Source organism: Halomonas sp. M1, assembly GCF_029581375.1.
GTDB lineage: Bacteria > Pseudomonadota > Gammaproteobacteria > Pseudomonadales > Halomonadaceae > Vreelandella.
In genome coordinates this window covers 3,398,060-3,410,378 of record NZ_CP121119.1, presented here as the reverse complement: position 1 = coordinate 3,410,378, position 12,319 = coordinate 3,398,060, and the positions used below count along the sequence as shown (strand labels likewise).

The 12,319-nt window shown below is 53.4% G+C and carries 11 protein-coding genes; 5 read left to right on the top strand and 6 right to left on the bottom strand.

Features of this window, described 5'->3' with window-relative positions; genetic code table 11:
• Positions 1-206 precede the first annotated feature (206 nt).
• A complete protein-coding gene (locus tag P8S54_RS15660) occupies positions 207-596 on the bottom strand; it encodes a DUF4168 domain-containing protein (protein ID WP_009100347.1) in 390 nt (129 codons plus the stop codon).
• 146 nt (positions 597-742) lie between these two features.
• Between P8S54_RS15660 and P8S54_RS15655 the strand changes: the two genes are divergently transcribed.
• Both P8S54_RS15655 and P8S54_RS15650 read left to right on the top strand, forming a co-directional pair.
• Entirely contained in the window at positions 743-1,666 is a 924-nt protein-coding gene (locus tag P8S54_RS15655) for a DMT family transporter (protein WP_281442477.1), read from the top strand.
• A 120-nt stretch (positions 1,667-1,786) separates the two neighbouring features.
• Positions 1,787-2,476, top strand: a complete 690-nt coding sequence (locus P8S54_RS15650; protein WP_281444119.1) for an EAL domain-containing protein — start codon at positions 1,787-1,789, stop codon at positions 2,474-2,476.
• On the opposite strand, the gene mtgA is transcribed toward P8S54_RS15650, so the two are convergent.
• The 3 genes from mtgA to P8S54_RS15635 form a co-directional block, all read right to left on the bottom strand.
• A complete protein-coding gene (mtgA, locus tag P8S54_RS15645; protein WP_281442476.1) occupies positions 2,473-3,189 on the bottom strand; it encodes a monofunctional biosynthetic peptidoglycan transglycosylase in 717 nt (238 codons plus the stop codon). The two genes, P8S54_RS15650 and mtgA, sit on opposite strands and share 4 nt — an antisense overlap.
• A gap of 10 nt (positions 3,190-3,199) precedes the next feature.
• The gene (gene fghA / locus P8S54_RS15640) at positions 3,200-4,054 is read right to left on the bottom strand and encodes an S-formylglutathione hydrolase (RefSeq protein WP_035540706.1); all 855 of its coding nucleotides are present in this window, start codon (positions 4,052-4,054) and stop codon (positions 3,200-3,202) included.
• 91 nt (positions 4,055-4,145) lie between these two features.
• Entirely contained in the window at positions 4,146-5,255 is a 1,110-nt protein-coding gene (locus P8S54_RS15635; protein WP_281442475.1) for an S-(hydroxymethyl)glutathione dehydrogenase/class III alcohol dehydrogenase, read from the bottom strand.
• A gap of 158 nt (positions 5,256-5,413) precedes the next feature.
• On the opposite strand from P8S54_RS15635, the gene P8S54_RS15630 reads away from it, so the two are divergent.
• Positions 5,414-6,310 (top strand): LysR substrate-binding domain-containing protein, encoded by an 897-nt coding sequence (locus tag P8S54_RS15630; protein WP_281442474.1) that lies wholly within the window; start codon positions 5,414-5,416, stop codon positions 6,308-6,310.
• Here P8S54_RS15630 and P8S54_RS15625 read toward each other — a convergent pair.
• The gene (locus tag P8S54_RS15625; RefSeq protein WP_281442473.1) at positions 6,307-7,674 is read right to left on the bottom strand and encodes an L-serine ammonia-lyase; all 1,368 of its coding nucleotides are present in this window, start codon (positions 7,672-7,674) and stop codon (positions 6,307-6,309) included. The genes P8S54_RS15630 and P8S54_RS15625 overlap by 4 nt on opposite strands.
• A gap of 186 nt (positions 7,675-7,860) precedes the next feature.
• On the opposite strand from P8S54_RS15625, the gene P8S54_RS15620 reads away from it, so the two are divergent.
• A complete protein-coding gene (locus P8S54_RS15620; RefSeq protein ID WP_281442472.1) occupies positions 7,861-8,511 on the top strand; it encodes a hypothetical protein in 651 nt (216 codons plus the stop codon).
• 186 nt (positions 8,512-8,697) lie between these two features.
• A complete protein-coding gene (locus P8S54_RS15615; RefSeq protein ID WP_281442471.1) occupies positions 8,698-10,269 on the top strand; it encodes an AbgT family transporter in 1,572 nt (523 codons plus the stop codon).
• A 163-nt stretch (positions 10,270-10,432) separates the two neighbouring features.
• Here the strand turns inward: P8S54_RS15615 and rpoD are convergent, their stop codons facing one another.
• On the bottom strand, positions 10,433-12,283 hold the full coding sequence (gene rpoD, locus P8S54_RS15610; protein WP_009100335.1) for an RNA polymerase sigma factor RpoD: 1,851 nt from the start codon (positions 12,281-12,283) through the stop codon (positions 10,433-10,435).
• Positions 12,284-12,319 lie beyond the last annotated feature (36 nt).

Genomic DNA, 12,319 nt, shown 5'->3' with positions numbered 1-12,319 from the left:
AGCACCTATGTATGCTTTAAGTCTGGCGGGGCTAGGTGCCAGCGTAAACCCTAAGGTACAAAAAAAGCCCGGCGCTGATGCGCCGGGCTTAGGGTGACACTGAGAATGTAAAAAACAGATACTTCGCTGGTTAAGTAAAATCTGTCACTATCTCTCAATATCGGACGTTACGTTAGTACGAAAACAGTTTGAAGCAATCGCTGCGATTAAGATTGACCGGCCATTTCTTGAACGCGCTGCATCATTTCCGGATCTTGTTGGATAGACTGACCAATGGCGTTGAAGGTGTCCACATCCAAGCCGCTGTCTTCAACAATCTCGATCATACGATCATTGGCTTCGGCACGAACTTCCTGTTGTTGAGCTTCACCTTCTGCTTCCTGCAGACGCTGTGTGTACTCTTGCGAGATCACGGCGATTTCTTGAGAAGCATCGGCGAACTGCTGTAGCTGCTGATCAGAGAAGTCCTGAGCTGGGGCTTGCTGGGTAGCCATCGGATCTTGCGCTGGATCTTGGGTTTGCTGGGCGTGGGCAGTACCTGCCAGAAGACCAGTCGCGAGAAGAGCAGCAGAAAACAGAGCAGTTATACGTTGCATAGTTAAGAAACCTCATTGGCGCATTATGAATGTGCCCAGTGTGACGCGCTGTTTGCGCTCAGGTTCAACTTTTTATGTAATTTTAAGTAACAAAAAGAATTTTAAAGTAATAAAACCACCCGCCATTGGGAGCACACCGAGGTCTTATGTTCGATTCTTTAAAAAAATTAAACAGTCTGCATCTGCCTACCCTGGGGCTAGCCGCTATGCCAGTTGTCTTCGTTTTGCTATGGAGCACAGGCTTTATTGGCGCCAAATTTGGCCTGCCCTATGCCGAACCTTTCACTTTCCTGTTTATTCGTTTCGTCCTGACCCTGTTTCTGCTCATCCCTCTTATTAGCTTAATGCGTATTTCTTGGCCTTCTTCACCCAGGTTATGGGTACATATCGGGGTTTCTGGTTTACTGGTGCACGCTACCTATTTAGGCGGGGTGTTTTACGGTATTTACCTGGGTATGCCCGCCGGACTCGCAGCGCTTTTGGTCGGCTTACAGCCTCTACTCACCGCCGCCTGTGCAGGGCCGCTGCTTGGTGAACGTTTAAGCACCCGGCAATGGCTGGGGCTTTTGTTAGGGTTATTAGGTATTAGCTTGGTACTGGGCAGTAAACTGGAGCTTGGCAGTTCGTTATTCGAGGGGTTTGGCCTTGGCGCGCTTTTAAGCGTTATCGCCGCATTGCTGGGCATATCACTTGGCACTCTTTATCAAAAACGCTACTGCACCAGCATGCCGCTACTGTCTGGTGCGGTGGTTCAGTACATGGCAGCTGGCGTTCTGTTGGGCATCGGGGCATTGGTGTTTGAAACCCGGGAAGTACACTGGAGCCCAACGTTTATTCTTACGCTTGGCTGGCTGGTGCTGATCCTCTCAATTGCCGCTATCCTGTTATTGATGGCCTTGATAAAAAAAGGGGAAGCCTCGCGGGTAGCGAGTCTTTTTTATCTGGTACCGCCAGTTACAGCGTTACAAGCGTGGTGGCTATTTGACGAACGCCTGCCACTGCTTGGCTTAATAGGGATGCTTGCCGCCATTGCAGGGGTGATTTTGGCAGTGCGGCCAGCCGCAAAATAACCAATTAAAATAGTTAAAAAAATTTCCAGGGTTTGGACAACTATGACAGTACAACCTCACTGCGCCAGAGTGAATGGTGTCTGCAACCGCTGCGACACCGACGTTCCTTTTGCCTTCACCATGGCATTTCAGCCCATTGTGGATGTGGAAAAACGCCGCATCATTTATTACGAAGCGCTAGTGCGTGGCATCAGCGGCGAGTCGGCCTTTTCGATTCTTGAACAAGTCACCGATGAATTGATGTATCGCTTCGACCAAGCATGCCGTGTCAAAGCAATAGAGCTTGCCAGTGAACTCGGTATGCAGGAGCGGCTATCGATTAACTTTCTACCCAATGCTGTTTATGAGCCGGAGGCCTGTATCCAGGCAACACTTGAGACGTCAGAACGGGTAGGTTGGCCCATCGAACGGCTTAACTTTGAGATTACTGAAACAGAGCGAGTGGTTGACCGTGCGCATATGCGCTCGATCATCGAGAGCTACCGCCGCATGGGGTTCACCACATCGCTGGATGACTTTGGCAACGGCTACGCCAACCTTGACCTACTCACAGATCTTCGCCCTGATACGCTTAAAATCGACCGCGAACTGGTCATGGGCTGCGACTCTAGCCAGCGGCGTCAGGCTATTTTGAAAAGTTTGGTTTCTCTGGCGGATACGCTGGACGTCCACCTAGTGGCCGAAGGCATCGAGACCCGTGAAGAGTCGCGCTGTTTGTTGGCATTAGGGATACCGGTGCAGCAAGGCTATTATTTTGCTCGCCCTCAGATTGAGCAGTTACCTAGAGTGGACGACGAAAAGTACGATTAAAGCCGCTCCAGATAGCTTGTACCACCCAGATTGCGCATTTGCTGGCGTATCCACTGGCTGCGGCGCTCTACCTGCGCATCGGGCCGCGATGCGCTGCGAGTGCGCGGACTGGGAAGAATCGCAGCCAAAAGGCTTGCCTGTCGCTCGGTTAAAGCGCTACCTGAGGCGCCAAAGTAATGGCCAGCCGCTGCTTCCAGCCCAAACACCCCGGTGTCCCATTCGGCGACGTTAAGATACACCTCGAGTATTCGCTGCTTACTCCACAGTGTTTCAATCAGCAGTGTGAACCACACCTCAAGCCCTTTTCGTACCCAGCTGCGGCCGCTCCACAAAAACACATTTTTAGCGGTTTGCTGGCTTAACGTACTAGCGCCGCGCAGCCGCGCGCCATCACGACTCGCCTGCCAAGCGCGGCGCAGTTCAACAATATCGAACCCCCGATGAACGGGAAAACGCTGATCCTCAGCCGCAATCACGGCAAGCTTGGCATTGTTGGACAGGTTATCCCAACTGCGCCATTGGCGGTTTATTGTGATCGGTTCGCTGGTTATCCAACTTTGTATTTTACGCTCCACCATCACCATAGAGCCCGGGGGCGGCACAAAGCGAAACAGTAGAACGAGAGCAATGGAAAGCACCACAAACGCAAGCGCGCCACGCCAAACAAGACGCCATAAAAGGCGAAGAAAACGGCGCAGCGCGCGATTGAGCATTTCGGTATCCTTAGCGCTTCATGAGATGTTCGGCATGATAACGCATATGATCCTCAATGAACGAGGCGATAAAGAAGTAGCTGTGATCGTAACCAGGCTGGCGGCGCAGCGTAAGCGGGTGATCATGCTCTTCACAAACGGCCTCTAAACGCTCGGGCATCAACTGCTCTTCTAAGAATTGGTCGGCTTCACCCTGGTCGATAAACAGCCGTTGTCGGGAAGCACCGTTTGCCACCAGCTCGCAGGCGTCATACTGGCGCCAGCGAGACGAATCATCGCCCAGATAACTGGTAAACGCATTTTGCCCCCAGGGGCAGTTCATGGGGTTAACGACCGGGGCAAACGCAGACACCGAGCGGAACCTGCCCGGGTGGCGCAGCGCGAGAATCAACGCCCCGTGCCCTCCCATGGAGTGACCGCTGATGGATTCGCGCCCATTAACCGGGAAGTGCTGGCGCACTACCGAAGGCAGCTCCTCCACCACATAGTCATACATGCGGTAGTTAGATTTCCACGGTGCCTGGGTAGCGTTAACATAAAAACCAGCGCCAGAGCCCAGGTCATAGCTCTCATGCTCCCCGGGCAAATCGGTGCCCCGCGGGCTGGTATCGGGGCAAACAATCGCCACACCCAGCTCTGCGGCAATGCGGTGGGCGCCTGCCTTTTGCATAAAGTTTTCGTCGTTGCAGGTCAGACCCGACAACCACCATAACAGCGGTACCCGCTCGTTTTCTGCCTGGGGCGGCAGGTACACCGCAAACACCATGTCGCAGTCCAGCGCCCGGGAGTAGTGACGGTAGCGCTTATGCCAACCACCAAAGCTGCGGTTGGCCGACACCAGTTCTAACGTTTCGCTCATGCTCATGGGCAGGCTCCTTGAGAAGATGAAAGCGCGGCTGGGCTTCCCTGCCGCGCTCTTTTAGCCGGTTACCACTGATACTCAGTACCGATGATACTCAGTAATGCAGGACGGTACGAATGCTCTTGCCTTGGTGGAGTAGATCAAACGCTTCGTTAATCTTCTCAAACGGCATATCGTGGGTAATAAAATCGTCGATATTGAGTTCGCCACTCATATAGCGATCAACGTAGCCAGGTAGCTCGCTGCGACCTTTTACCCCGCCAAAAGCGGAACCTTTCCAAACACGCCCGGTGACCAGCTGAAACGGGCGGGTGGATATCTCTTCACCTGCGCCTGCTACGCCAATAACAATCGACTCACCCCAGCCTTTATGGCAGCACTCAAGGGCTGAACGCATCACGTTGACGTTGCCAATGCACTCAAAGGAGTAGTCAACGCCGCCGTCGGTCATATCAACAATGACCTGCTGAATCGGGTCGCTGTAATCCTTCGGGTTAACAAAATCGGTAGCCCCAAACTGCTTGGCCAGCTCGAATTTATCAGGGTTAACATCGATAGCAATAATCTTCGATGCCTTAGCCATCACTGCGCCTTGAATGACCGCCAGACCAATGGCACCCAAGCCAAACACGGCAATGGTGGAGCCTGGCTCAACCTTGGCAGTGTTAAGCACCGCACCGATGCCGGTAGTCACACCGCAGCCTAGCAGGCAAATCTTATCCATCGGTGCTTCTTTCGATACGACCGCAAGGGAAACCTCCGGCAGCACAGTGTACTCACTGAAGGTGGACGTTCCCATGTAGTGGTGGAGCATTTTACCGTCCAGCGAGAAACGCGAGGTGCCGTCGGGCATGACGCCCTTGCCCTGAGTCGCGCGTACGCTGCCACATAGGTTGGTTTTGCCTGACAAACAAAATTTACACTTGCCACACTCAGCGGTGTAGAGCGGGATAACGTGATCACCTGGCTTAACGCTGGTGACACCTTCACCCACTTCTTGCACAACGCCCGCGCCCTCGTGGCCCAGCACTGCCGGGAAGTTACCTTCAGGGTCAGCGCCTGAAAGCGTATAGGCGTCTGTATGGCAAACACTGGTAGCCGCCATTCTGACAAGCACTTCACCCGCTTTCGGGCCTTCCACGTCAATTTCGACCAGCTCCAGCGGTTTACCCGCTTCTAATGCAACGGCGGCACGTGATTTCATCGTGTGATCTCCTAAACAGTATTCACAAAAGGCGAATGTTCGGTTTGGTTAAAACGTCTGTGATTGCAGTGTAGGTCAGCTAGTCGGCTTGGATAAGGCGGGATACACTCATAAGATTATTGCCACTGAGCAACAATCACTCTTTATCAGGAGCGCCTATGCAGCGCTGGGACCGCATTGAAGCGTTTGTAGAAGTGGTGAGGCTAGGCACATTTTCAGCCGCCGCCCGCCACTTAAAGGTATCCACCTCGCATATCAGCCGCTTAGTCAGCCAACTTGAAAACCAGCTGGGTGTGCAGCTTTTATATCGCACCACGCGGCAAATTCGCTTAACCGATGCTGGCGCACTCTACGTAGAGCACTGCCGCCACTTATTTGATGGCCTGCGGGATGCCGAACAAGCTATTAATGAATTACAGGCAAGACCCCGAGGGCTATTGAAACTGACCTCCGCCACCACGTTTGGCGAGCGCTACATTGCGCCACTGGTCAATGATTTCCAAAGCCTGCACCCTCAGCTAGATGTACACATGCACTTCACCAATCGCCCTGTGGAACTGATTGAAGAGGGCTACGATATCGCCATTCGCATGGGCGTACTCAAAGACTCAAGCTTAATTGCGCGCAGGCTGTGCGAGCGGAGGGAGTATATCGTGGGGTCGCGTGCCTATTTTCGCCAGGCGCCACGGCCGCACACGCTTTCAGAGCTTAGCCAGCACCGCTGCTTGATTGGCTCGCGGCCCAACTGGCTATTCGAGGTTAACGGACAGCGCCGTGAGGTGCGGGTGGAAGGCTGCTGGAGCGGCAATTCAGGGCCAGCGCTACTTGATGCTGCGCTAAAGGGGCTAGGGCTTGCCCAACTGCCCGATTACTACGTCATGCCCCACTTGGCTAGCGGCGAGCTAATGTCCGTTTTAGAGCCTTTCCAGCACAACGATACGGCAGTGTGGGCGGTGTACCCTCGCCACCGCCACCTATCGCCTAAAATCCGCCAGTTTGTTGATTATTTGGTGGAAAATATCAATACCACACTGCCAATTAACCCGCTGATTTAACACTCAATGGCATTGACGGCTAAGCCGCCCTTGGAGGTCTCTTTATACTTATCCTGCATGTCGCGGCCAGTATCACGCATGGTGCGTATGACTTTATCCAGCGAGACAAAATGGTCGCCGTCGCCATGCATCGCCATCCGCGCTGCGTTAATTGCTTTTACTGAGGCAATCGCATTACGTTCAATACAGGGCACCTGCACCAGCCCCGCGACCGGGTCACAGGTAAGACCGAGGTTATGTTCAAGGCCAATTTCTGCTGCATTTTCCACCTGCTTCGCAGAGCCTCCCAACACCTCTGCCAACCCTGCCGCCGCCATAGCACAGGCGGAGCCTACTTCCCCTTGGCAGCCAACTTCAGCGCCAGAAATTGAGGCGTTTTTCTTACATAAAATACCGATCGCCCCGGCGGCCAGTAAAAAGTCCACAACGTCCCCGTCGCAGGCGTCTGGTTCAAACTTACGGTAATAAGCCAACACCGCAGGCACAATGCCCGCCGCGCCGTTAGTGGGGGCGGTAACCATACGCCGCCCGGCGGCATTCTCTTCGTTGACTGCAAGGGCAAAGAGATTGACCCAATCCATAACGGTAAAGCTAGATACGATTAGCCGCTGGTGAGCGGGTGGCGAGAGCAGTTGCTGGTGCAGCGACTGAGCGCGTCGCCTGACGTTAAGCCCACCCGGCAGGCATCCTGATGCCTTTAAGCCGTTATCAATACTGTCGCTCATGGCCTGCCAAATCGTCAGTAGTGCTTGGCGAATCTCCTCTTCACTGCGCCATACTTTCTCGTTTTCCAGCATCAGCTCGCTGATTCGAAGTTGATGTGTTTGGCAAAGTTCAAGCAGTTCGTTGCCGGTCTCAAATGGGTAAGGCAATCTTGTTGTGTCTTCTTCAATCCCGCCTTTATCGGCGCTTGCCTGATCAATAAAGAAGCCACCCCCAAGGGAGTAGTAGGTATTGGTAGCAATGATGCTTTCATCCTGATAAGCCGTCAGCACCATGGCATTAGGGTGAAATGCTAAGCAGGTCTCTTCCCACTCAATATCACGCTGACGGTCAAACCTCAGTGCTTGTCCACCAGGCAGACGTAACGGCTCGCCTTGGTCAAGCGCGTTCAACCTTGGCTCGATAGTATCGGGGTCTATCGTCTCAGGCGCTTCGCCCAGTAGCCCCATAACGACTGCTCGGTCAGTGCCGTGCCCCACGCCCGTCGACGCTAGTGAACCATGCAGCCTTACCACAAGACGGTTGAGTGACTGTTCCCCTAACGAGCGCGCAAACGCACCGGCGGCGCGCATCGGCCCCACCGTATGGGAGCTGGAAGGCCCAACACCAATTCTGAATAGATCAAACACACTAATAGCCATAATAAAGCCGGTCCCCCACCGATTGTTTTACTTGCCTTATTTTACTGTGCGGCGTTGCTTACCAGGCGTCGAGTATTATCCGCAGGTTCGACGTGCAGACATAGAAAGGTGGCGATATAATGAACATTCATCGGTGAATGTTTAACCAACCACCCCTCCTACGTTTGGTTTTTTAAAGGATATCAAATGCCAACTCCTCCGCCTGTTTGGCCAATAGGCTTCCAAACTACCTTAGTGCGCGCCGTGCTATACGTCTTATTTATTGGCGCCATTGCCCAGGGAGCTTATCTTGAAGCACTTTATCTTCCTTCTGTGCGCTTTTCAGAGCTAGGGTTTACGGAGCTTACCCAAACCTTGGTATTGGCAACGTGTTGCGCAATGCTGATTTATGTTCGCCATGTTCTCAAGGTCTGGCCTACCGTTACACTGCTATTACTGGCCTTTGTCGCGGCCTCGTTAGTACGTGAACAGGATTATTTTCTAGATAACTATGTTGCTCGTCACACCTGGAAGGTACTGGTTGCGCTCATTGTTATTCCTTCCATTACCTGGGTCATTATCCACCGGCGTCGCTTTTTAGAAGAGTTTACTTACTATAGCAACACCTTCGCCTTCGGCTTGTTCAGCGCTGGCTTACTGACTACCTACATATTTTCACGCCTGTATGGTCGGCAAGATTTTTGGCGCGCGGTACTTGAAGAGAACTACGTAGGGACATTTAAAAGCGCCGCTGAAGAAGTTGTTGAGCTGCTCGGGTATAGCCTAATTCTATTCGCCACGCTTGAGTTACTCCTCCTCGCCCTACGTATTCATAAAGCACGCCGCACCACTCGCTAGCCCTGTCGCCAACCGCACTAACCGCCGCCTTCGCTCTGCTCACCTGCTTTGTTAAGGCGGTATTTCATTTTTTATATGTCGCTATACGTAAAGCCATTTGCGCGATTCACCGCTTCAACGTAGTGTCGCGCGCTAGGCCTTCTGGGCTCTTTTGCTAAAAAAACCCACACTGACGACATAAATCATATGACAACTCCACAAAATCGTGAAGAAAACCTAAAAAGAGGAGCGTTTACGCGCTTTCTCGATAGCGTTGAGTGGCTTGGCAATCTACTGCCCCATCCCGTCACCCTGTTTGCCATTCTCTGTATATTAGTCGTCGTCGCCAGCGGCATTGCTAGCGCGCTAGGGGTTTCTGTGGCCGACCCACGGCCAGCTAATGAGGGAGAGTGGATAGCGGTTAACTCACTGCTAAATGCGGAGGGCTTACGTCGCTTAATCACCGAAATGGTCACTAACTTCACGGGCTTCGCACCATTAGGCACCGTGCTAGTGGCCATGTTAGGTGTTGGCGTAGCGGAACATTCAGGTCTCCTGTCGGCCAGCATGCGCGCTCTGGTGCTTAATCGCTCGCCACGCATTGTGACTTACGCCGTGGTATTTGCGGGCATTATGTCTAACATGGCGGCTGAGCTTGGCTATGTAGTACTTATTCCCTTGGCCGCGATGATCTTTCACTCGCTAGGGCGTCACCCTTTAGCAGGCCTTGCCGCCGCCTTCTGCGGCGTGTCCGGTGGGTACAGCGCTAATCTGCTGATTGGTACTGTTGACCCGCTGCTTTCGGGCATCACCCAGGAGGCCGCGCGCCTTCTCGACCCCGCCTATGTGGTCGGCGCTGAGGCCAACTGGTTCTTTATGTTTGCTAGCACCTTCTTTGTTACCTTGATAGGCGGCTTAGTCACTGAGCGGGTTGTGGAGCCTAAACTGGGTAAATTTGATGCTACTTACGCCGATAGCGATATCGACCAGCAGCGTATGGAAGGCCTAACCAGCACCGAAAAGCGCGCACTGAAAGGCACTGGCCTAGCTACCTTGGCGCTCATTGCTCTCGTCGCAATTATGGTGGTACCTGAGAACGGGATTTTGCGTAACCCTGAAACCGGCTTAATTAGCGGCTCACCGTTCTTACGCGGCATCGTCGTCATCGTCGCAATCTCCTTTACGGTATTAGGTTTCACCTATGGCCGCTTAGCAAACACCATGCAAAATGATCGCGACGTGGTCGACGCCATGGCAAAGAGCATGAGCAGCCTAGGCCTCTATATCGTACTAGTATTCTTTGCCGCTCAGTTTGTGGCGCTGTTTAACTGGAGTAATTTCGGCACGGTAACCGCTGTTGCCGGGGCAGACTTGCTGCAGTCACTAGGATTAAGCGGCCCTGGCCTGTTTGCGCTGTTTATTATTATGTGCGCCTTCGTTAACTTGTCGCTTGGCAGCGCGTCAGCCCAGTGGGCAGTAACGGCACCGATCTTTGTACCCATGCTAATGCTGATGGGGTACGCACCAGAGGTTATCCAAGCGGCTTACCGTATTGGCGATTCGGTGACTAACCTGATCACACCAATGATGAGCTATTTTGGGCTGATTCTTGCCGTGGCGACACGCTATAGAAAGGATATGGGCATAGGTACCCTGGTCGCTATTATGCTGCCTTATACGCTATTTATGCTGGTTGGCTGGACGATACTGTTCTTTATCTGGGTATTTGTCTTCGGCCTGCCGGTTGGCCCTGGCTCTGCCACTTACTACACGTTGTAGGCTCTCTACACGCAGGACGTGCTTGTAGAGTCCAACGCAAAAAAGCCCGCCGTTCTTAGAACGGCGGGCTTTTCGGTCATGGTGGCTACTTTCTATTTCTTACTTACCACTTACCACTTACCACTTACCACTTACCACTTACTATTCAGCTTACTGCTTATGCTTACTCGTCGAGGAACGAACGCAACGGCTCAGAGCGGCTAGGATGACGCAACTTACGCAGCGCCTTCGCTTCGATCTGGCGGATACGCTCGCGAGTAACGTCGAACTGTTTGCCCACTTCTTCCAGCGTATGGTCGGTATTCATATCGATACCAAACCGCATGCGCAGCACCTTCGCTTCGCGGGCGGTCAAACCGCCAAGCACGTTACGCGTGGCTTCGATCAAGCCTTCACCGGTGGCCATATCGATTGGCAACAGCATAGTGCCATCTTCGATAAAGTCGCCCAGGTGCGAGTCGTCGTCATCACCAATAGGCGTCTCCATGGAGATCGGCTCTTTGGCGATTTTGAGCACCTTGCGTACTTTGTCTTCCGGCATCTCCAGGCGTTCGCCCAACTCTTCCGGGGTCGGCTCGCGGCCCATTTCCTGCAGCATTTGGCGCGATACGCGATTGAGTTTGTTGATCGTCTCAATCATGTGCACCGGAATACGGATGGTGCGCGCCTGATCCGCAATAGAGCGGGTGATCGCCTGGCGAATCCACCACGTGGCATAGGTCGAGAACTTGTAACCGCGACGGTATTCAAACTTGTCCACCGCCTTCATCAAACCGATGTTACCTTCCTGGATAAGATCCAAGAACTGCAGGCCACGGTTGGTGTACTTCTTAGCAATCGAGATAACCAAGCGCAGGTTCGCCTCAACCATCTCTTTCTTGGCGCGGCGTGCTTTAGCCTCACCAATGGACAGTTTACGGTTAACCTCTTTAAGGTCAGCCACGGTGAGTTGCACCATGTCTTCCTCAAAGGCGATTTTACGCTGAGAGCGGGCGATATCAGCACGCAGCGGCTCTAGGCGGTCGGCATACTTGGGCTGCGCTTCCTGGAAAGCGTCTAACCACTTCGGGTCAGATTCACTACCGGGGAAAGACTTGATAAATGTCTTACGCGGGACCTTTGCTTTCTTAACACACAGCTGCATGACCGCTTTTTCTTGGGCACGCACCTGCTCGACACTGATTCGCACCTGACCCACTAAGCGCTCGAAATGTTTCGGCACTAGCTTGATGGGCGAGAAAAGAACCGCCAGACGAGTCTGCTCCGCCTTCAACTCGGCGCTGCCTCGGCCGTACTTGGCAAATGCGGCCTCGACTAAAGCGTTCTGCTCACGAATCTGTTCAAAGCGCGCACGCGCCTCTTCAGGATCTGGGCCGCCTTCGCTAGCGGTGGAGTCTTCGTCCTCGTCGTCGCCGTCATTATCAACGTCGTCGTCAATTTCGGGCTCAGGCTCTGGCTCAGGCACTTCTGCTTCCGCTACCCCAGGAATACCTTCATCGGGATCGATGAAGCCAGAAAACAGGTCCGACAAACGCCCCGGCGCTTCTTCATCCTGGGTGGCATCGTAAGCGTCAAGAATAGACGCGACGGCACCCGGCAAATAGGCCAGAGACGACATTACCTCACGGGTACCCTCTTCAATCCGTTTGGCGATTTCAATCTCGCCTTCACGGGTTAAAAGCTCAACCGTGCCCATCTCGCGCATGTACATACGCACGGGATCGGTGGTGCGACCGACGTCGCTTTCCACGGCGGCGAGTGCCGCAACGGCCTCTTCCGCAGCGGACTCGTCCGTGGAGTGATCCGACATCATCAAAGTGTCTTCATCTGGCGCTTCTTCAGCGACACTAATACCCATGTCGTTGATCATGCCAATGATGTCTTCCACTTGATCCGGGTCGGCGATATCCTCGGGTAGATGGTCGTTGACCTCGGCATAGGTCAGGTAGCCCTGTTCCTTGCCGCGCGCGATCAACTCCTTCAGACGCGACTGCTGCTGCGCATTTCCAGCCATAGAAACCCTATCTCGACGAAGAAGAATGAAACACCT